Below are 19306 nucleotides of genomic sequence, written 5' to 3'. Positions count from 1 at the left end.
ACCCGCGTGCCGCCGCACCGCCCGCTTCCCCAGAACGAGGGAACGGCGACCGTGTGTGCCCCTGGAGGAGGGGCTACGACTTTGCGCGCGGCTGAGAGCCGTCGGTGCCCGCTTCCGGGACCTCGTCGGGGGCCTCGTCGGCGTCGTCGTACGAGGACGTGCCCGAATCGAGGAGCGGCTCCTGCGACTTGAGGTGCGGCGGGGCGAAGGCGCGAAGCACGTGATAGCCCGTGATCACGACGATCGTGCCGAGTGCGATGCCGCTGAGCTCGAAGTTGTCGCTGATCTTCAGTGAGACACCGCCGACGCCGATGATGATGCCCGCCGCGGCAGGTACCAGGTTCAGCGGATTGCGCAGATCCACCCCGGCGCTGATCCAGATCTGGGCGCCGAGCAGGCCGATCATGCCGTAGAGGATGACGGTGATGCCGCCGAGCACGCCGCCCGGGATGGCCGCCACGACCGCGCCGAACTTGGGGCAGAGGCCGAAGAGCAGGGCGAAGCCCGCGGCGGCCCAGTACGCGGCCGTGGAGTAGACGCGGGTCGCCGCCATCACGCCGATGTTCTCGGAGTACGTGGTGTTGGGCGGGCCGCCGACCGCCGTGGAGAGCATGGACGCGGCGCCGTCGGCGGAGATCGCCGTGCCGAGCTTGCCGTCCAGGTTGTCGCCGGTCATCTCGCCGACCGCTTTGACGTGCCCGGCGTTCTCCGCGACCAGCGCGATCACGACGGGCAGCGCGACGAGGATCGCCGACCACTCGAAGCTCGGCGCGTGGAAGGACGGCAGGCCGATCCAGTCGGCGTTGCCGACGGCGGAGAGGTCCAGGCGCCAGTGGTCGACGACCTTGCCCGAGCCGTCCGCCGAGTGGATCTTGCCGAAGGTCAGGTCGAGGACCCAGGACAGGACGTACCCGAAGATCAGCCCCAGGAAGATCGCGACGCGTGACCAGAATCCGCGCAGGCACACCACGGCCAAACCGGTGAACAGCATCACCAGGAGCGCCGTCCACTGGTCCTGCGGCCAGTACGTGGAGGCGGTGACCGGCGCCAGATTGAAGCCGATCAGCATGACGACGGCGCCGGTGACGATCGGCGGCATCGCGGCGTGAATGATCCGCGCCCCGAACTTCTGGACGGCGAGGCCCACCAGGAACAGCGCGGCGCCGACCACGAAGACCGCGCCCGTCACCGTCGCGGAGGAGCCGCCCTGCGCGCGGATGACGGCGGCCACGCCCACGAAGGAGAGCGAACAGCCCAGATAGCTGGGTACCCGGCCGCGCGTGGCGAGCAGGAAGATGACGGTCGCGACGCCCGACATCATGATCGCGAGGTTCGGGTCGAGGCCCATCAGGACGGGCGCCACGAACGAAGCGCCGAACATGGCGACGACGTGCTGGGCACCGAGCCCGATGGTCCGCGGCCACGAGAGCCGCTCGTCGGGACGGACGACGGCTCCGGGCGCGGGGGTGCGCCCGTCGCCGTGCAGTCTCCAGCGCACGCCGAGATCCATGGTTCTGTTCCGCCTTCTGTGCGCCGAGCTGTGGGTATGACCCGTGACCGGGACTGACCCGTGTCCGGATACGACCCGTGAGAATGACCTGAAAGATCAGCGCAATGTTAGTGCCGCGTAAGTTCGGCTACCCGTCGGGGCGGATGCGGATGCGGATGCGGATGCGGCGGCGGGCTCAGGGGCGCGGGCCGGGCACCGTCGCATCCGCGGGCTTGACCGCCGTGGCCTTGCCGCCCTCCGTACGCAGGACCCCCGCGAACACCGCGAGCCCGCAGGCCAGCACCGTCACCAGGCCGAAGGAGACCACCAGGCTCGTCGCGTCGGCGAGCGTGCCGATCGCGGACGGGGCGATCAGACCCGACGTGTACGTGATGGTGGCGACGCCCGCGATGGCCTGGCTCGGATTCGGGCCGCTGCGCCCGGCCGCCGCGAACGCGAGGGGCACCACGACCGCGATGCCGAGCCCGAGCATCGCGAACCCGCACATGGCGATCGCCGGATGCGGGGCCACCACCACGAGAAGTCCGCCGAGCGCCGCGACCACGCCGCCCACGCGCACCGTGCGGACCGAGCCGAAGCGGTCCACCACCGCGTCGCCCGCGAGCCGCGCGATCGCCATGGTGAGCGTGAATCCTGTGGTGGACGCGGCGGCGACACCGGCCGACGTGTCAAGGACGTCCCGCAGGTAGACCGCCGACCAGTCCAGGCTCGCGCCCTCGGCGAAGACCGCGCAGAAGCCGACCGCGCCGATCAGGAGCGCAGACTTGGGCGGCAGCGAGAACCGCGGCGGCGCCACTTCCTCGGGTGCCGCCTGCAGATCGAGCACGCCCTGGCAGGCGACGAGGCCGATCGCGGTGAGCGCCACGGCGGCGAGCGCGTGGTGCAGGCGGGCGTCCGCGCCCATATGGGCGGCGACCGTGCCGGCCGCGGAGCCGATCAGGGCGCCGACGCTCCACATGCCGTGCAGGCCCGACATGATCGACTTCTTCATGCGGGTCTCGACCTCGACACCGAGGGCATTCATCGCCACGTCCGACATGCCCGCCGTCGCGCCGTACACGAAGAGGGCGAGGCAGAGCGTGAGCAGATTCGGCGCGAGCGAGGGCAGTATCAGGGCCATCGTCCACAGGGCGAGAAGGCCGCGCAGCGCCGTCCGCGCGCCGAAGCGGTGGCTGACCCAGCCCGCGAGCGGCATCGCGAGAGAGGCGCCGATCGCGGGAAAGGCGAGGGCGAGGCCGAGGAGTCCCGCGCTGAGCCCCGCGTGCTCCTGGATCCAGGGCACGCGTGTCGCGAAGGAGCCGGTGACGGCGCCGTGCACGCAGAAAACGGCGGCCACGGCGTAACGCGCCCGCTTCAACTGCCTTGCGTCAAGGACCACTTCACTCATCGATGCTCCGCCCCTCCCGAGGTACCGTCCCGCTACGGCGACGTAAACTATCAGGAACCCTGCCTGATAGTTAGCAGGTTTATGGAAGGATCCCGGCATGCCCGCATCACCGAGCACCGCCCGGGCCATCAACGACCGGCTCGCCCTGGGGCTTCTGCAGCGCGAAGGACCGCTGACGGCCAACCAGTTGAAGCAGCTCACAGGCCTGTCGAGGCCCTCGGTCGCCGACCTTGTCGAGCGCCTCCAGGGCTCCGGCCTGATCGCGGTCGTGGGGGAGGCGGGTGCCCAGCGCCGGGGGCCCAACGCCCGGCTGTACGGGATCGTCGCCGACCGGGCTCACCTCGCCGCGCTCGACGTACGCACCGACGGCGTCTCCGTGGTCGTCACCGATCTCCTCGGCGCGGTGCTCGCCGAGGCCTCCGCGCCCATCGGCGGCGACACCGGCACCGGGCCCGCAGTCGAGCGGGCCGTCGCCCTCGTCGAGCGCACCGCACGGGACGGCGGCGTCCGGCGGCTGCACACCGTGGGGATCGGCGCGCCCGGCCTCATCGACCCCGCCACCGGTGAGCTGCGCGACACCACATCGCTGCCCGCCTGGCACCGCGGTCTCGCAGGCGCCCTCCAGGAGCGGCTCCCGGCGCGCGTACTCGTGGAGAACGAGACCAACCTCGCCGCCCGCGCCGAACAGCGCGACGGCGCGGCCCATGACCGCGACACCTTCGTGCTCCTCTGGCTGGGTGAGGGCGTCGGCGCCGCCGTCGTGCTCGACGGGAAGCTGCGCCGAGGGGCGTCGGGCGGCGCGGGGGAGATCGGCTTCCTGCCGGTGCCGGGCACGGACATGCTGCCGTCCGCCACCGCCTGCGAGGGCGGCCTCCACTCGCTGGTCGGCGCCGCCGCGCTGTGCGAGCTCGGTGTCGCGCACGGAATCCTGGAGCCGGGCGCGAGCGTCGCCGACGTGGTCCGCCACGCCGTCGAGACCGGCCACGAGGCCTATCTCGACGCTGTCGCCGATCGGATCGCCGTCGGCGCCGCCGCCATGGCCGCGATCCTCGACCCCGGCTGCGTGGTCCTGGGTGGCGAGGTCGGCCGTGCGGGCGGCGAAGTGCTCGCCGCCCGTGTGATGAAGCGCGTCACCGCGATGTCGCCGCTGTACACGGAGATCAGGGTGAGCCCTCTCGGCGGAGCCGCCGTGCTGCGGGGCGCGCTGCTCGCCGCACGGGACGCGGCACAGGACGAGCTTTTCGGGCCACGCCACTGACCTGACCGCCACCCGGTCGCTGTGAGCCAGGCCACAGGGGTTCGCCCGCATGGGCTTCGATCAGGCGTGGCAGACTGGCTGTGTACCAAAAGCAGCGCACTCCGGGGTCGGTGTAATTCCGAACCGGCGGTTACAGTCCGCGACCCGACCGCTTCCAGCGGCCGGTTGACCAGGTGAAATTCCTGGACCGACGGTGAAAGTCCGGATGGGAGGCAGTGCGCGGCGGGCGGGCATTCGTGTTCGTCGCCGAGTGGCTTGTTTTTGGGATACCCGGATTCCGGGTTCCCCAGGGAGAGGTCTCGTTTCCGGCGTCGCTCCCGGTGTCGTAGTCCGTTCACATTCTGTCGTCATCGACAGGCCCCGGAGTCCGTGCCCCTTGAGGCAGGAGGACCCGGTGGCCACCGCAGCCGCAGTAGCAGCGAACGAGCCCGAGCACGCAGCCATGCGCCGCGCCGTCAAGCTCGCAGCGCTCGGACTCGGCGCCACGAGCCCCAACCCGGTCGTCGGATGCGTGATCATCAACGCCTCCGGAGAGACCGTCGGCGAGGGCTACCACCAGCGCGCGGGCGGCCCGCACGCCGAGGTCCACGCCCTGCGCGCGGCCGGCGAACAGGCCCGCGGCGCCACCGCCCTGGTCACCCTCGAACCCTGTAACCACACCGGACGCACAGGCCCCTGCGCCCAGGCGCTCATCGACGCAGGGATCGCCCGCGTCGTCTACGCGGTCGGCGACCCGAACCCCGCAGCCACCGGGGGAGCGCAGCGACTGCGTACCGCCGGAGTCGACGTGCGATCGGGCCTCCTCGAGGACGAGGCCGCCGCGGGCAACGCCGCCTGGCTGACCTCCGTGCGGCTCGGCCGCCCGCACGTCACCTGGAAGTACGCCGCGTCGCTCGACGGCCGTATCGCCGCAGCCGACGGCAGCAGCCGCTGGATCACCTCCTCCGAGGCCCGCGCCGACGTCCACCGCCTGCGCGCCGAGTGCGACGCGGTCGTGGTCGGCTCCGGCACCCAGCGCGCCGACGACCCGCACCTCGCCGTGCGCGGCATCGAAGGCGCCGTCCAGCCGCTGCGCGTCGTCGTCGACACGAACGGCACCGCGGTTCAGCCCGGCGCCCGCGTCCTGGACGACGCGGCGCCCACGCTCATCGCGGTCGCCGACAACGTGACCACCGACGGCGATGGCGAAACGGTGCAACTCCCGCGCGCGGACGGCGGGTTGGACATCCCGGCCCTCCTCGACGAGCTCCACACGCGCGGGGTGCGTTCCGTCCTCCTCGAAGGCGGACCGACGCTCGCCGGAGCCTTCGTCGCCGCGGGCGCCGTCGACCGCGTCGTCGCCTATCTCGCCCCCGTCCTGCTCGGCGCGGGCCCCGCGGCCCTCACCGGCGGCGGAATCAAGACCATCACCGAAGCGTTGCGGCTCGACGTGAGCGAGACCGTCCGCATCGGCCCCGATCTGCGCGTCACCGCGACCCTCGTAGCGAAGGAGCACTGAAGTGTTCACCGGAATCGTCGAAGAGCTGGGCGAGATCACCGCCGTCGAGAACCTGGACGACGCATCGCGCTTCCGCGTCCGTGGCCCCGTCGTCACCGACGGCGCGAAGCACGGCGACTCCATCGCGGTCAACGGCGTCTGTCTGACGGTCGTGGAGCACGAGGGCGCGGAGTTCACCGCCGATGTGATGGCCGAGACCCTGAACCGATCGAGCCTCGGCGCGCTCGCGGCGGGATCGCGGGTCAACCTGGAGCGGCCCACCGCCGTGGGCGACAGGCTCGGCGGACACATCGTGCAGGGGCACGTGGACGGCACGGGCGAGATCGTCGACCGCAAGCCCTCCGAGAACTGGGAGATCGTCAAGATCTCGCTCCCCGCGGACCTCTCCCGCTACGTGGTGGAGAAGGGCTCCATCACCGTCGACGGCGTCAGCCTGACGGTGGTCGACGCCGGAGACGACTACTTCACCATCAGCCTCATCCCCACCACCCTCGCCCTGACCACGCTCGGCATCAAGCAGCCGGGCGACCCGGTCAACCTCGAGGTGGACATCATCGCGAAGTACGTCGAGCGGATGCTCGGCGACCGCGCCACCGCTGTTCCGACCGCCGCTCCCGCTCAGGAGGCCACGAAGTGAACTGGCTCAACTCCGAAGCCTTCACGGCCTTCGGGCAGCACGTGATCTGGTCCGACATGGTGGGCAACACCGTCGGCCTGATCGCCCTCGCCCTCGGCTGGCGGCGCTCCATATGGACCTGGCCCGCCCAGTTCCTCTCCGGAGTCATCCTCGTCGGCGCCTACGCCTCCGCCCACCTCTCCGGCGGTGTCGGCAAGCAGCTGCTCGTCATCGGCGTGGCCCTGTGGGGCTGGCGCCTGTGGACCAACGGCAAGCAGCAGGCGCAGGACGGCTCCATCGCCGTCCGGTTCGCGACCTGGAAGGAGCGCGGGGTGCTGCTCGGCGGCACGGCCGTCGGCACGCTCGCGGTCGGCGCCCTGTTCGCCGCCGTTCCCGACCTGTCCTGGAACCCCTGGCCCGACGCCTACATCTTCGTCGGCACGCTCGCCGCGATGGTCGCCCAGGCCCGCGGTCTCGTCGAGTTCTGGTTCGCCTGGCTCCTCGTCGACGTGGTCGGGGTGCCGCTCGCGTTCAGCAGTGGTCTGGCCTTCTCCGGCCTCGTGTACGTCATCTACCTCGCGCTCGTCCTGTGGGGCATGCGCGACTGGTGGCTGCGGTCGCGCTCTGTGTCCTCGCAGGCCTCGCAGCCCGTCATGGAAGGAACCCCGGCATGAGCGCGGCACCGGTTTGGTACAGCACGGGTCACGAAGAAGACGCCTCTGACCTCGCCCTCGACCCCGTGGAGGCGGCCATCCGCGACATCGCCGCCGGGCGGCCCGTCGTGGTCGTCGACGACGAGGACCGCGAGAACGAGGGCGACCTCGTCATCGCGGCAGAGAAGGCGACGCCCGAGATCATCGCCTTCATGATGAGCGAGTGCCGCGGCCTGATCTGCGCACCCATGGAGGGCGACGAGCTCGACCGCCTCCAGCTCCCGCAGATGGTCGAGAACAACACCGAGTCGATGCGGACGGCCTTCACGGTCTCCGTCGACGCGAGCGGCGCGCACGGCGTCACCACCGGCATCTCGGCCGCGGACCGCGCCACCACGCTCCAGATGCTCGCGTCGGGCACGTATCAGCCCACCGACTTCGTGCGCCCCGGCCACATCTTCCCGCTGCGCGCCAAGTCCGGCGGCGTCCTGGTGCGCAACGGCCACACCGAGGCCGCGGTCGACCTGGCCCGGCTCGCGGGCCTGCGGCCCGCCGGGGCCATCGTCGAGATCGCGGGCGAGGACGGCACGATGCTCCGTCTGCCGGAGCTGATCCCGTTCGCCCGCAAGCACGGCCTGACGATCATCTCCATCGAGGACCTGATCGCCTACCGCAGCGGCTCCGAGCCGACGGTCCGCCGCGAGGCCGAGGTCCGCCTGCCCACCGCATTCGGTGACTTCACGGCGTACGGCTACCGCTCCACCGTCGACGGCGTCGAGCACGTCGCCCTGGTCCACGGCGAGATCGGCGAGGGCGCCGACGTCCTGGTCCGCATCCACTCCGAGTGCCTGACCGGCGACGTCTTCCACTCCCTTCGCTGCGACTGCGGCCCGCAGCTCGAGGCGTCGATGCAGCGCATCACCGACGAGGGACGCGGCATCGTGGTCTACCTCCGTGGCCACGAGGGGCGCGGTATCGGCCTCCTTTCCAAGCTGCGCGCCTACGAGCTCCAGGAGCGCGGAAGCGACACCCTGGACGCCAACCTGGAACTCGGCCTGCCCGCCGACGCCCGGGACTACGGAGCGGGTGCGCGGATCCTGGACGACCTCGGCGTCCGCAGCGTGCGCCTGATGACGAACAACCCCGACAAGACCGACGCGGTGATCCGGCACGGCCTGAAGGTCACCGGACGCGAGCCGATGCCGGTCCAGGCGGGCGAGCACAACCTCCGCTACCTGCGCACCAAGCGGGACCGGATGGGGCACGACCTGCCCTGGCTCGACACCACCCCCGAAGTGTCGGCCTGCGGCAACCAGTAAGTACTGGCATACGAGAACGCGTACGAGAACGCAACGAGAACCAGGAGAAGCACGTGAGCGGCAAAGGTGCACCCGTACTGAGCGTGAAGAACTGCGGAGACCTGCGGGTCGCGGTGATCGCCGCCCAGTGGCACGAGAAGGTCATGGACGGCCTCGTCGACGGCGCCCTGCGCGCCCTGCACGAGCTCGGCATCGACGAGCCGACCGTCCTGCGCGTGCCCGGCAGCTTCGAGCTGCCGGTCGTCGCCAAGGTCCTCGCGGGACGCGGCTACGACGCGATCGTCGCGCTCGGCGTCGTCATCCGCGGTGGAACCCCGCACTTCGAGTACGTGTGCCAGGGCGTCACCCAGGGCCTGACCCAGGTCACGGTGGACACCGGGGTGCCCATCGGATTCGGCGTCCTCACCACCGACACCGAGGAGCAGGCCCTGGACAGGGCGGGCATCGAGGGCTCGCACGAGGACAAGGGGCACGAAGCGGTCACCGCCGCCGTCGCCACCGCGACCACGCTGCGTACGATCTCCGAACCCTGGCGGTGAGCGGGGCAGGGGAGCCGCGTAAAGTAAGCGACATCATGTCCAAGAAGACTTTCGAGGAGCTCTTCACCGAGCTCCAGCACAAGGCCGCCAACGGCGACCCCGCCACGTCGCGCACCGCCGAGCTGGTGGAAAAGGGCGTCCATGCCATCGGCAAGAAGGTCGTCGAGGAGGCCGCCGAAGTCTGGATGGCCGCCGAGCACGAGGGCAAGGAAGCCGCGGCCGAGGAGATCTCACAGCTCCTCTACCACGTGCAGGTGATGATGGTCGCCCGCGGCATCTCCCTCGACGACGTGTACGCCCATCTCTGAGCCGTACGCTCCCAGTTTCTCAACTCCCCCTGAACGCAAAGGAATCCGTCCTCATGCTGCGCATCGCCGTCCCGAACAAGGGTTCACTGTCCGGACCTGCGTCGGCGATGCTCCATGAGGCCGGATACCAGCAGCGCAAGGAGTCCAAGGAGCTCGTCCTCGTCGACCCGGACAACGAAGTCGAGTTCTTCTACCTCCGGCCCAAGGACATCGCGATCTATGTCTCGGCCGGCAAGCTCGACATCGGCATCACGGGTCAGGACCTCCTGATCGACTCCGGCGCGAACGCCGAGACGATCCTGCCGCTCGGCTTCGCACGCTCCACCTTCCGCTTCGCCGGGAAGCCCGGCACCGCGAGCACCATCGCGGACCTCGCGGGCAAGACCGTCGCCACCTCGTACGAGGGCATCGTCGCCAAACACCTCGCGGACAGCGGCGTCGACGCCTCCGTGGTCCACCTGGACGGCGCCGTCGAGACCGCCATCGAGCTGGGCGTCGCCCAGGTCATCGCGGACGTCGTGGAGACCGGCACCTCGCTGCGCAACGCGGGCCTCGAAGTGTTCGGCGAGCCGATCATGAAGTCCGAGGCGGTCGTCATCCGGCGCACCGGCGCCGAGACCGACGACCCCAAGGTCCAGCAGTTCCTGCGCCGCCTCCAGGGCGTCCTGGTCGCCCGGGCGTACGTGATGATGGACTACGACTGCCGCGCCGAACACCTGGAGCAGGCCGTCGCCCTCACCCCGGGCCTCGAGTCGCCGACCATCTCGCCCCTGCACAACGAGGGCTGGGTCGCCGTCCGCTCCATGGTCCCGGCGAAGGAGGCCCAGCGGATCATGGACGATCTGTACGCCATCGGGGCGCGGGCCATCCTGACCACGGCCATCCACGCCTGCCGCCTCTGATGACCCGGCAGGAGAACCCGGCGATGACAGACCAGACAGACCAGACCGACACCCCCGCCCTGCCCGTCACCTTCCGGCCCGGCCGGACCCGGGCCGTGCTGCTCACCGCGGGCGCCGCGATCCTCGTGGTCCTCACAGTGATCGCCCTGCTCATCCCGGGTCTCAGCACGGGGGAGCGGGTCAGCTTCATCTTCACCGGGGCGCTGCTCTTCGGTGTGCTCGCGCTCCTGAGCAGGCCCAAGGTCGTCGCCGAGGAATCCGGCGTGACGGTCGTCAACATCGCGACCAGCAGGCGCCTCGACTGGGCCGAGATCGTCCAGGTCAACCTGCGCCCGGGTGACCCGTGGGTGTTCCTCAACCTCAGCGACGGCACCAGCCTCCCCGTCCTGGGCATCCAGCCGGGCATCGCCAAGCAGCGGGCCATCAGCGACGCCCGTGCGCTGCGTGCCCTCGCCGAGGCCCGCACTCCGCAGGGCTGACGTTTATGGCCGGGTCTTGATTAATCTGGTGGCGGGGCACGCATGGTGTGCCGCCCCGCCTCTGTCGGGCCCGCCCGGTCCACAGAGGCTCCTGCTACCCGAGGAGTGACTCCCTCCGGCGATGGACGGTTCGTCCTGTAGTACATGCGCCGCCCCCTCCCGACACACCGGGACAGGTCAGACCAGGGAGGCGGCGGTATGACCACCTCCCTGCTGCTTCTCGGGGCGGCATTCCTGCTGATTCTCGCCAACGGCTTCTTCGTGGCCGCCGAGTTCGGGCTCGTCACCGTCGAGCGCCCGGACGCCGAGAAGGCCGCCGCCGACGGCGACCGACGGGCCCGTACGGTCGTCGGCGCCCTCAAGGAGCTGTCCTTCCAGCTCTCCGGCACCCAGCTCGGCATCACCATCACCTCACTCGTGGTCGGCATGCTCGCCGAACCGGCCCTCGCGCAGCTGCTCGCGGGCCCCTTCACGGCGACCGGCCTTCCGGAAGGCGCCGTACCGGGCGTCTCCGTAGTCGTCGGCATGCTTCTCGCGTCCGCCGTGCAGATGGTGATCGGCGAGCTGGTACCGAAGAACTGGGCGGTCTCCAAGCCGCTCCAGGTCGCGCGGTTCGTCGCGGGCCCGCAGCATGTGTTCTCGCGCCTCTTCAGGCCCGTGATCTCCCTCCTGAACACCACGGCCAACCGGCTCGTCCGGCTGTTCGGCGTCGAGCCCGCCGAGGAGCTGGCCTCGGCCCGCACCCCCGGCGAACTGGTCTCACTCGCCCGGCACTCGGCGCAGGCGGGCACCCTCGAACAGGACACCGCGGAGCTGTTCGTCCGCACGCTCTCCCTCGGCGAGCTGACCGCGCAGCACGTCATGACCCCGCGGGTGAAGGTCAGCGCGCTGCAGACGTCGGCGACCGCCGAGGACGTGGTGAACCTGACCCGCGCCACCGGGCTCTCGCGTTTCCCCGTCTACCGCGAGCGCATCGACGAGATCGTCGGCATGGTGCACCTCAAGGACGCCCTCGCGGTCCCCGCCCACGAGCGCCTGAGAGCGCCCGTGAGCCGCATCGCGCAGACGCCGCTCCTGGTCCCGGAGACACTGCCCGTGCGGCAGCTCCTGGAGCAGCTGCGCAGCCAGCAGCCGATAGCCGTCGTCGTCGACGAGTACGGCGGTACGGCAGGCGTGGTCACCCTGGAGGACATCGTCGAGGAGCTCGTCGGCGAGGTCCGCGACGAGCACGACCTCCTCGATCTGCCCGAAATCGCCGTGGCACCGGCCGAGGACGGCCGACCCGCCTGGGACGCCGACGGCAGCTGCCGCGTCGACACGCTCCAGCGGATAGGACTCGACGTCCCCGAGGGGCCGTACGAGACCGTGGCCGGACTCGTCGCCGATCTGCTCGGCCGCATCCCCGTCCCCGGCGACCGGGCCGAACTCCCGGGCTGGCGGCTCGCTGTGCGTCAGGTGGACCACTACCGCGCCGAGCGGGTACGGCTCGTACGGGCCCCGCAAGCCACGGATGCCCCGCAAGCCACAGATGCCGCAGAGGCCATGAGCGTGGCGGAGGCCGCACGATGAGTCTGCTCCAACTCCTGTTCGCCCTCCTCCTCGTCCTCGCCAACGGCTTCTTCGTGGGGGCCGAGTTCGCGCTCGTCTCCGTGCGCCGCAGCCAGATCGAGCCCCTCGGCACCAAGCGGGCCCGCCAGGTCCTCTACGGCCTCGAACACCTGCCGCAGATGATGGCGGCCGCCCAGTTCGGCATCACCATGTGCTCGCTGACGCTCGGCGCGGTCGCCGAGCCCACCGTCGCGCATCTCCTGGAGCCCGTCTTCGAGGCGGCGCACATCCCCGAAGGGGCGATCCATCCGCTCGGGTACGCCATCGCGCTCGCCGTGGTGGTCTTCCTCCACCTCGTCGTCGGCGAGATGGTCCCCAAGAACCTCGCGATGGCCGCCCCGGAGAAGACCGCGCTCTGGTTCAGCCCCGGCCTCGTCGCCTTCGCCCGCCTCTGCCGTCCGGTCACGGTGGCGCTCGGGGCGTGCGCGCGGCTCGTCCTGAAGCTCTTCGGGGTCGAGCCCAAGGACGAGGTCGAGGCCGTCTTCACCAGCGAGCAGCTCAACCGGCTCGTCGGCGACTCCGGCCAGGCGGGACTGCTCGAACCCGAGGAGCAGGAGCGCCTGGAGGACGCCCTGGAGCTGGGCTCGCGCCCGGTGACGGACGTTCTGCTCGACCGGGCGTCCCTGGTCACCGTGGGCGCGTCGGTCACCCCTGAGCAGGTCATCGAGCTCACCGGGCGCACCGGCTACTCCCGGTTCCCGGTCCGCGCGGAGAACGGCGCCTTCATGGGCTACCTGCACGTGAAGGACGTACTGGACCTCGAAGAGACGGACCGCGCGGTGCCGCAGCAGGTCTGGCGCGCGATGACGACGCTGCGCGCCGAACTCCCGCTGGACGACGCCCTGACGGTGATGCGCCGCGCCGCGACGCATCTGGCGCAGGTCGCCGACGCGTCGGGCAAGGTGCTCGGCCTTGTCGCCCTGGAGGACGTACTGGAGCTCCTGGTCGGCGAGGTCCGCGACCCGGCGCACCGGATCTCGGCTCCCCGCAAGCCCGAGGCGTCCAGGGACGGCGCCCTGGTGTGACCGGCCAGGGTGGGGGCCTCAGCGACCCTCGCCGGGGTGGGCGCCTCAGACGCCCCTCGGCGGGTCCTGCGGCCCCCGCCCCGAGAGCACCTCGCCGTACGCCTGCATCAGGTCCGGGAGTCGCAGTGTCGACAAGTCGTCACGGCTCGGATCGCCGGGATAGCCGGTGAGCCGCAGGTCGCGGTAGGCGCAGCTCTTCTCGTAGAGCGTGCGCAGGAAGCGGCCGTTGCCGAGCTCGTCGATCCACGCCTGGTCGACGACGTGCCCACTGATGGAGCGCAGCTCGTCGAGGGCCTCCTCGTCCCACACGTCGCCGTTCTCGTCGGCAAGGACCTCGCCGATGGAGGTGAGCTCCAGGGGGCGGTACGAGGGGAAGTCCACGCGAGTCGTGAAGCGTGACGACAGTCCGGGGTTGGCGGCGAGGAGACGGTCCATGCCCTCGGGGTAGCCCGCCAGGATCACCACCAGGTGGTCGCGGTTGTCCTCGGCGCGCTTGAGCAGGACCTGGAGGGCCTCGTCGCCGTACGCGTCGCCCTTGCCGTAGCCCGTGTTGGAGAGGGAGTACGCCTCGTCCACGAAGAGGACGCCGCCGATCGCCGAGTCGATCAGCTCATTGGCCTTCACGGCGGTCTGGCCCAGATACTCGCCGACCAGGTCCGCGCGCTGCGCCTCCACCAGATGGTCGCCGCCGAGCAGGCCCAGAGCGTAGAACGCCCTTCCCAGGATGCGGGCCACCGTGGTCTTGCCGGTGCCAGAGGGGCCGGAGAAAACGAAGTGTCGTTTCGGCGGTTGTACGGGCAGCCCTTGCGCGGCCCGCAGGCGAGCCATGTTCAGCTGTGCGGAGAGCGCCTTGACCTGGCGCTTCACCGGTTCGAGGCCGACCATCCCCTCCAGTTCGGCCAGTGCGGCCTCCAGGAGTGCGGGATCGGTGGGGCCCGGCGGCAGCTGTGGTCCCGGCTGGACGGGGATCACGGCCTTCTCGCGCACGGAGTCGGACTCGGAGGGCCCGCCGCTCGCGGGCAGGTCGGGCTCCGTGACCTTCAGATCGCGTCCTTCGGTACCGAAGAGCGGATCGATCCCGTCGGGCCCCTCCATCACGTCCTGCCCGAAGCCGGTCAGGGCGATCGCCGCCAGGTCGGTGACCTCGTCGTACCCGTCGCCCTCCGAGATCGCGGCGAGCCGCGCGGAGGTGTCCATGAAGGAGGGATCGACGCGGTGCACCGCGCGGTAGAGCGGCAGGGCCGCCGCCGAGCGGCCCGTGCCCTCGTGCGCGCGGGCCAGCCAGTAGCGCAGTTCCTTGCGCTGCGGCTGTTCGCTGCGGCACCGCATCAGCGCGGCGGACAGGAGCGGCTCGGCCTGGCCGTACATCTCCAGGCGTACGCGGGCCATGCCGCCGAAGAGGCCGGCCTCGATGCCCAGCATCGCGTCGTCGATCAGCGAGTCCGTGTGCCGGACCAACTGCTCCCAGTCCTTGACCAGGTAGGAGCGGCAGGCGTGCAGGAAGCGCACCTGCGGATCCGCGTCGACCGGCGGCAGACCGGCCAACGCCCGGTCGAGCTCGGGGACGTGGCGTCCGTCGAGCCAGTGCGAGGCGTGCGCGAGCAGTAGATCGCGCGTGCTCTCCAGGACGGGCTGGACCCACCAGCCGAGCCAGTACCAGGAGTTGAGCGTGCGCCCGTGCCGGGTGCGCTGTTCCCCGAACCTGTCCCGGTGCTGGAACATCCGGAGCAGCGCCGTCGTCGTGTCGATGCGCAGCGCGTGCAGGCCGAGCCAGCCGTCGGCCATGCCCGGATCCATCCGCACCGCCGCCCGGAACTCCTCCTCCGCCTGCGGATAGGCGCCCATCGTGTAGGCGTCGACGCCCCTCAGCCAGGCGAGGTCGGCCGGGGCGGGTGAGCCCACCGCGTCGAAGTCCATCACGTCCCCCACAAACCGTGCCCCCGTTTGTGTACCGCCGGACCGGTGTCCGTCGGCAACTTCGCTGAACCGCCGTGCTGCGGACGGACGTTGAACCGGTGCGCAGAGCAGCCGTCCGTAAGTCGCACCGAAAGGCATCGTACCTGCGGGGGAGTGCTCGGCCGTAGGGTGCCGCACGGCGGGATCGGGCAGGTGAGGGGGAACCTCGTCGTCACCGAGGGTGAGCGAAAGAGGGCTCACAGCGCCCGGAATGTGGGGCCGGAGGGCAGAACGAAGCCCCCGATCACGGGGGAACAACCGGGGGCTTCGAGTCTGCGGGCGGCCTCGAAAAGCCGCACATTGAGAACGTAAGTCCTGTAAGGGCCCTCGGTCAAGCCGAGTTGAGGCACTCATGGAAACTCGTCAGAACTTCCGGAAGTCGCTTTCCGCAGGTTCAGCACACTGCCTCTGGTCCCTCACTCTGTGTGACGGTCTGGTGTGGTGTATCCGTCTCATTCGGACCCTGGAACACCTCATATCCCTTGCGCCACTGTCGCACCAAAGACTGAGCAAAAGGTCGTGAAGGGTCTTCCGCGAAGTGCCGGCGCTCCGCGGGTTCCCACCCGTCCCAGAAGTCGCTCTGGACCGTCCCGTCCCGTTGGCGCCCCCGTCCCCAGGCTTCTTCGCGGGACAACTCCATCCACAGCAGCCGCGCCAGGAACGGGCGCAACGCGCGGCGGCCCGCGCCGACGCCCTCGACGAGGACCACGGGCGCGGGCGGCAGGGTGCGGGTCTCGGGCCCGAAGCGACGCGTGTTCCAGTCGTACGTCTCATAGCGCGCCGTTTCGCCGCGCGAGAGCGGCAGGACGACCTGCTGCCTCATCCGGTCCGTCCAGCCGAACAGCTCGTCGTGGCTCGCGATGTCGTCGAGCCGCAGGACGGGCGCACCGCCCAGGGCCTCGGCGAGGCGGTCGGCGAACGTCGACTTGCCGGAGCCCGCGTGTCCGTCCACGGCGACGAGGCGGACGGGGCCGCAGGAGGGCGGCAGGCGCAGCAGGTCCTCGGCGACACGGGGCAGGGGAGTGGCGTGTGCGGTCATCGCGTCCAGCGTACGGGCGCGGCGTATCCAGCGTACGGGTGCGGAATTGTCGATTCCGCGCGCCGTCCCTGCTCACGCCAGTGGTCGAGGCCAATATTGGCGGACGCGGTGGTGGTCACAGCGCTGGCAGAAGTCGGCGTGGAGCAGCCATAGTTGGCCTACCGCCGTGCATCTGACCTGCCCCTTCCGGATCCGTCCGGAACCCACGTCGACTGGGGGTCCCGCCATGGACCGAGCTGATGACATGTCCCGCAGAGCCGTCCTCTCCGCCGCCGCCGCCGCGGCCGTGGCCGCGGTGGCCGCGGCGGCCGCCACCGTGAGCCCCGCGCTCGCGGCGAGCGGCCTCCAAGGCGCCGCGCGCGCGAAGCGGCCGGTGAGCAACCGCTTCTGGGCCTCGCACGCCGACTGGAGCGCAGGTACCGCGAACGGCACCCGCGCCGTGTCCGGCGCCCGCCCCGGCGTGGAGATCGCCGAGGCGGCGGGCCGCACCGACTACGCCGATCCGCACACCGGCAAGACCGCCACCTGGGAGTACGCCCAGTGGACCTCGCCCGTGCACCGCCCAGAGGTCCCCGCGACTGAGTTGGTCGCCTCCTGGAACGCCCGCACGCCCACCGGCACGTGGCTCCAGGTGGAGCTCCAGGGAACGTACTCGGACAAGGCGAAGACTCCCTGGTACGTCCTCGGCCGCTGGACCTCGGGCGACGACAAGGAGAAGGACATCCGCCGCACGTCGGTCGACGACCAGACCGACGGAAAATCCAGCATCTGGACGGACACCTTCTCCATCAACGACACGACTACGGGCCTCCGTCTGGCCTCGTACCGCCTGCGCCTGACCCTGTACCGCAAGCCGGATGCCACGGCGACCCCCACGGTGTGGCGGCTCGGCGCGATGGCGTCCGCCGTCCCCGACCGCTTCACCGTCCCGGCGTCCAAGCCGAAGCTCACCAAGGAGCTGAAGGTCCCGCGCTACTCCCAGGAGACCCACGCCGGGCAGTATCCGGAGTACGACAACGGCGGCGAGGCCTGGTGCAGCCCCACCTCCTCGCAGATGATCATCGAGTCCTGGGGCCGCAAACCGACCCCGGCCGACCTCGCCTGGGTCGACCCGTCCTACGCCGACCCCCAGGTGTGCCACGCGGCCCGCTACACCTTCGACTACCAGTACGAGGGCTGCGGCAACTGGCCCTTCAACGCGGCCTACGCATCCACGTACAAGGACCTCCAGGGCGTCGTCACCCGCCTCACCTCGCTCACCGAACTGGAGTCCCTCATCGCCGCGGGCATCCCGGCCATAACGTCCCAGTCGTTCCTCAAGGAGGAGCTGACGGGCGCCGGTTACGGCACGGCGGGCCATCTGATGACGGTGATCGGGTTCACGTCGAAGGGAGACGTGATCGCCAACGATCCGGCGTCGTCCAGCAACACGGCGGTGCGCCGGGTCTACAAGCGGCGCGAGTGGGAGAACATCTGGCTCAGAACGAAGCGCAAGAACGCCACGGGCAAGGTCGTCTCCGGGACGGGGGGCGTCTGCTACCTGTACTTCCCGGTGAAGCTCTCCGCACGTCAGCGCGATGCACTTGCTGCTGTGGGGATCCACTGACAACACAGTGAAGCCCCCTCCGAACGATCAGGAGGGGGCTTCACTTCTTTCACTTCGGTTTCGCTGGGGAGCGCCTGGGGAGATCGTTGAGGAATCCGTCTCGAACCAGGCCTGCATCGCAGAACGCCCGCGGCCATCCGCCTCCGGCATCATGTGCGCGTAGATCCGCAACGTGATCGAAGCGTTCTCGTGGCCCAGCCAGCTCGAGACTGCCACGATCGGCTCACGGGCATCCAACTGCACCGACGCGAAGGTGTGCCGCAGCGCGTGGAAGCCGTTCTCCCGGCTCTCCGCGTAAGTCGTCACCGTGCGAGTGACGCCAGGACGTGAGGCAATCGCCTGCTTCGAGACCTCCGGCGGGGGAATCACCCCGGACTTCGAGAGTGCCGGCTTCCAGATCCGGCTGTCCCAGGCGTTGCGGCGCATCCCGCCACCCTCGGTGCCAGGAGGATGAGCGCATGCTCGCGCGGCTCCCGCTCCCGCGCAGTCTCGCCGGGGGCAGGGTTCGATCAGGGGAGCCCCTTCGATGTCATTTCAGTTGGCGAGTCTGCGGTGACATATGAGGGTCGCGCGATGGCAGTGAAGGCGAGGAAGCGTTCCGGCTTTCGCTCGTAGCGGCGGTGAAGGCGGCGGCAGCCGGACAGTCAGGACACGGTCCGTCCTGCGACCCAGCGGTGATCGATCACGCCGCCACCCTCGGCGTCGACCTTGAAATCCTCCAGCGTGCCCCCGGAGCCAGGGGCTTCACCCCCATTCCGAAACGCTGGGCGGTCGAGCGGGCCTACGGCTGGCTGATGCTGCACCGCCGCCTGGCTCGCGACTACGAGACGCTCACGACCCGATCCGAAGCCATGATCCACCTCGCGATGACCGACCTCATGGCTCGCCGCCTGACTGGCGAGGCCACCATCTCCTGGCGTGACCCGATATCACCAGACGTCCGTGGAGCTGCCGGGCTACCTGCTGCCCGACAGGGATCTTAGGTGGTGCTGTCCCACCGCAGACCACCGTCATCCTCGAGGACCCGCATGTGTCCGTTCAGGGGCTGGTTGGCCTCCAGAGCTTCCACGACTGCTTCCAACAGTTCCGCGAGCGAAGACCACATGCGCCCAGGAGGGAACGCGCTGAGGCCAAGTTCATCGCACGTACCCACCCGCCCTTGCTGCGAGCCGAGTTGTGTATCGAGGACGAGGTAGCCGCCGCCGTCGTCGCTCGCGAACGGAATCCACCCGGGGTGCCATCGCGCGTACTGGCCGTCGATTTCGAGCGGTATGCCATGCGCGAGGTACTCCGCCCTTGTCTCGTGCTCGAGTTCGACCTGCAACTGCTGGTGCCTCACGATCGCCTCTGCGCTCAGCAGCGCGTACACAGGTGGAAGGCGCATCGGATCGCTACCGTTATGGCACAGCAGGGAATCCGCCAACTGCTCAGGAAAGCTGAATCCAAGCCGCTGCTCTGCCGCAGCGATCTCTCTGTGAGTAGCAGGTGGCGGCAAGGCGTGGTGGGTGCCTGGCGCGCAGTCGCGGAGCCACGATTCCATGCGCGACCATGCGCAGCTCACAGGGTGAGGTGCCACGCGGCCTCCGTTGGGATTCTCGAGTTG

Annotated in this window: 18 protein-coding genes, 2 pseudogenes and 1 riboswitch; of the genes and pseudogenes, 13 read left to right on the top strand and 7 right to left on the bottom strand. The window is 70.2% G+C overall.

The features are described from left to right. Nucleotides 1-73: 73 nt before the first annotated feature. Together ACWFRJ_RS15845 and ACWFRJ_RS15840 are read right to left on the bottom strand one after the other, a co-directional pair. Nucleotides 74-1510, bottom strand: a complete 1437-nt coding sequence (locus tag ACWFRJ_RS15845) for a uracil-xanthine permease family protein (protein WP_453529955.1) — start codon at nucleotides 1508-1510, stop codon at nucleotides 74-76. Nucleotides 1511-1685: 175 nt separating this feature from the next. Next, nucleotides 1686-2897: an MFS transporter gene (locus ACWFRJ_RS15840; protein ID WP_453529952.1), complete on the bottom strand. Its 1212-nt coding sequence runs from the start codon at nucleotides 2895-2897 to the stop codon at nucleotides 1686-1688. A 97-nt stretch (nucleotides 2898-2994) separates the two neighbouring features. Between ACWFRJ_RS15840 and ACWFRJ_RS15835 the strand changes: the two genes are divergently transcribed. From ACWFRJ_RS15835 to ACWFRJ_RS15785, 11 genes are all read left to right on the top strand, one after another. Then, nucleotides 2995-4155 (top strand): ROK family transcriptional regulator, encoded by a 1161-nt coding sequence (locus ACWFRJ_RS15835; protein ID WP_453529949.1) that lies wholly within the window; start codon nucleotides 2995-2997, stop codon nucleotides 4153-4155. Nucleotides 4156-4247: 92 nt separating this feature from the next. Then, nucleotides 4248-4378: riboswitch (FMN riboswitch) on the top strand. A 219-nt stretch (nucleotides 4379-4597) separates the two neighbouring features. Next, on the top strand, nucleotides 4598-5653 hold the full coding sequence (gene ribD, locus ACWFRJ_RS15830) for a bifunctional diaminohydroxyphosphoribosylaminopyrimidine deaminase/5-amino-6-(5-phosphoribosylamino)uracil reductase RibD (RefSeq protein WP_453531135.1): 1056 nt from the start codon (nucleotides 4598-4600) through the stop codon (nucleotides 5651-5653). 1 nt (nucleotide 5654) lies between these two features. Then, nucleotides 5655-6290 (top strand): riboflavin synthase, encoded by a 636-nt coding sequence (locus tag ACWFRJ_RS15825; protein ID WP_453529946.1) that lies wholly within the window; start codon nucleotides 5655-5657, stop codon nucleotides 6288-6290. Between the two features lie 56 nt (nucleotides 6291-6346). Next, nucleotides 6347-6943 carry a nicotinamide mononucleotide transporter family protein gene (locus ACWFRJ_RS15820; protein WP_453531132.1) on the top strand — a complete coding sequence of 199 codons (597 nt, stop codon included), beginning with the start codon at nucleotides 6347-6349 and terminating at the stop codon, nucleotides 6941-6943. Next, the gene (locus ACWFRJ_RS15815; RefSeq protein WP_453529943.1) at nucleotides 6940-8241 is read left to right on the top strand and encodes a bifunctional 3,4-dihydroxy-2-butanone-4-phosphate synthase/GTP cyclohydrolase II; all 1302 of its coding nucleotides are present in this window, start codon (nucleotides 6940-6942) and stop codon (nucleotides 8239-8241) included. The genes ACWFRJ_RS15820 and ACWFRJ_RS15815 overlap by 4 nt, the downstream gene beginning before the upstream one ends. Before the next feature lie 53 nt (nucleotides 8242-8294). Next, nucleotides 8295-8780, top strand: coding sequence for a 6,7-dimethyl-8-ribityllumazine synthase (gene ribH, locus ACWFRJ_RS15810; RefSeq protein ID WP_453529940.1), 486 nt, complete (start codon nucleotides 8295-8297; stop codon nucleotides 8778-8780). Nucleotides 8781-8815: 35 nt separating this feature from the next. Next, nucleotides 8816-9088 carry a phosphoribosyl-ATP diphosphatase gene (locus ACWFRJ_RS15805; RefSeq protein ID WP_389914694.1) on the top strand — a complete coding sequence of 91 codons (273 nt, stop codon included), beginning with the start codon at nucleotides 8816-8818 and terminating at the stop codon, nucleotides 9086-9088. Nucleotides 9089-9141: 53 nt separating this feature from the next. After that, nucleotides 9142-9990 carry an ATP phosphoribosyltransferase gene (hisG, locus tag ACWFRJ_RS15800; RefSeq protein WP_453529937.1) on the top strand — a complete coding sequence of 283 codons (849 nt, stop codon included), beginning with the start codon at nucleotides 9142-9144 and terminating at the stop codon, nucleotides 9988-9990. 23 nt (nucleotides 9991-10013) lie between these two features. Further along, nucleotides 10014-10469: a PH domain-containing protein gene (locus tag ACWFRJ_RS15795; RefSeq protein ID WP_453529934.1), complete on the top strand. Its 456-nt coding sequence runs from the start codon at nucleotides 10014-10016 to the stop codon at nucleotides 10467-10469. Between the two features lie 198 nt (nucleotides 10470-10667). After that, nucleotides 10668-12038, top strand: a complete 1371-nt coding sequence (locus ACWFRJ_RS15790; RefSeq protein WP_453529931.1) for a hemolysin family protein — start codon at nucleotides 10668-10670, stop codon at nucleotides 12036-12038. After that, nucleotides 12035-13102 carry a hemolysin family protein gene (locus tag ACWFRJ_RS15785; RefSeq protein ID WP_453529928.1) on the top strand — a complete coding sequence of 356 codons (1068 nt, stop codon included), beginning with the start codon at nucleotides 12035-12037 and terminating at the stop codon, nucleotides 13100-13102. Before ACWFRJ_RS15790 ends, ACWFRJ_RS15785 begins: the two co-directional genes overlap by 4 nt. Before the next feature lie 45 nt (nucleotides 13103-13147). Here ACWFRJ_RS15785 and ACWFRJ_RS15780 read toward each other — a convergent pair whose 3' ends face one another. Together ACWFRJ_RS15780 and ACWFRJ_RS15775 are read right to left on the bottom strand one after the other, a co-directional pair. After that, entirely contained in the window at nucleotides 13148-15019 is a 1872-nt protein-coding gene (locus tag ACWFRJ_RS15780) for an AAA family ATPase (protein WP_453529925.1), read from the bottom strand. A gap of 433 nt (nucleotides 15020-15452) precedes the next feature. Beyond that, complete coding sequence (locus ACWFRJ_RS15775; RefSeq protein ID WP_453529922.1) at nucleotides 15453-16097, bottom strand: uridine kinase family protein; 645 nt, start codon at nucleotides 16095-16097, stop codon at nucleotides 15453-15455. Nucleotides 16098-16323: 226 nt separating this feature from the next. Here ACWFRJ_RS15775 and ACWFRJ_RS15770 point away from each other — a divergent pair, with 226 nt between their 5' ends. Further along, nucleotides 16324-17703 carry a peptidase C39 family protein gene (locus ACWFRJ_RS15770; RefSeq protein ID WP_453529919.1) on the top strand — a complete coding sequence of 460 codons (1380 nt, stop codon included), beginning with the start codon at nucleotides 16324-16326 and terminating at the stop codon, nucleotides 17701-17703. A gap of 27 nt (nucleotides 17704-17730) precedes the next feature. Here ACWFRJ_RS15770 and ACWFRJ_RS15765 read toward each other — a convergent pair whose 3' ends face one another. Both ACWFRJ_RS15765 and ACWFRJ_RS15760 read right to left on the bottom strand, forming a co-directional pair. Continuing rightward, the gene (locus ACWFRJ_RS15765; RefSeq protein ID WP_453529916.1) at nucleotides 17731-18129 is read right to left on the bottom strand and encodes a tyrosine-type recombinase/integrase; all 399 of its coding nucleotides are present in this window, start codon (nucleotides 18127-18129) and stop codon (nucleotides 17731-17733) included. Nucleotides 18130-18237: 108 nt separating this feature from the next. Further along, nucleotides 18238-18380 (bottom strand): annotated as a pseudogene (locus tag ACWFRJ_RS15760) (IS5/IS1182 family transposase); the annotation flags it as partial. On the opposite strand from ACWFRJ_RS15760, the pseudogene ACWFRJ_RS15755 reads away from it, so the two are divergent. Next, nucleotides 18375-18686: pseudogene (locus ACWFRJ_RS15755) on the top strand (transposase); the annotation flags it as partial. The pseudogenes ACWFRJ_RS15760 and ACWFRJ_RS15755 sit on opposite strands and share 6 nt — an antisense overlap. Here ACWFRJ_RS15755 and ACWFRJ_RS15750 read toward each other — a convergent pair. Beyond that, entirely contained in the window at nucleotides 18683-19243 is a 561-nt protein-coding gene (locus tag ACWFRJ_RS15750) for an SMI1/KNR4 family protein (protein ID WP_453529913.1), read from the bottom strand. The pseudogene ACWFRJ_RS15755 and the gene ACWFRJ_RS15750 sit on opposite strands and share 4 nt — an antisense overlap. Nucleotides 19244-19306: the final 63 nt, after the last annotated feature.

It is taken from the genome of Streptomyces sp. NPDC055239 (genome assembly GCF_053606205.1).
The sequence above is the reverse complement of the archived record's forward strand: the minus strand, read 5'-3'. Positions and strand labels throughout refer to the sequence as shown.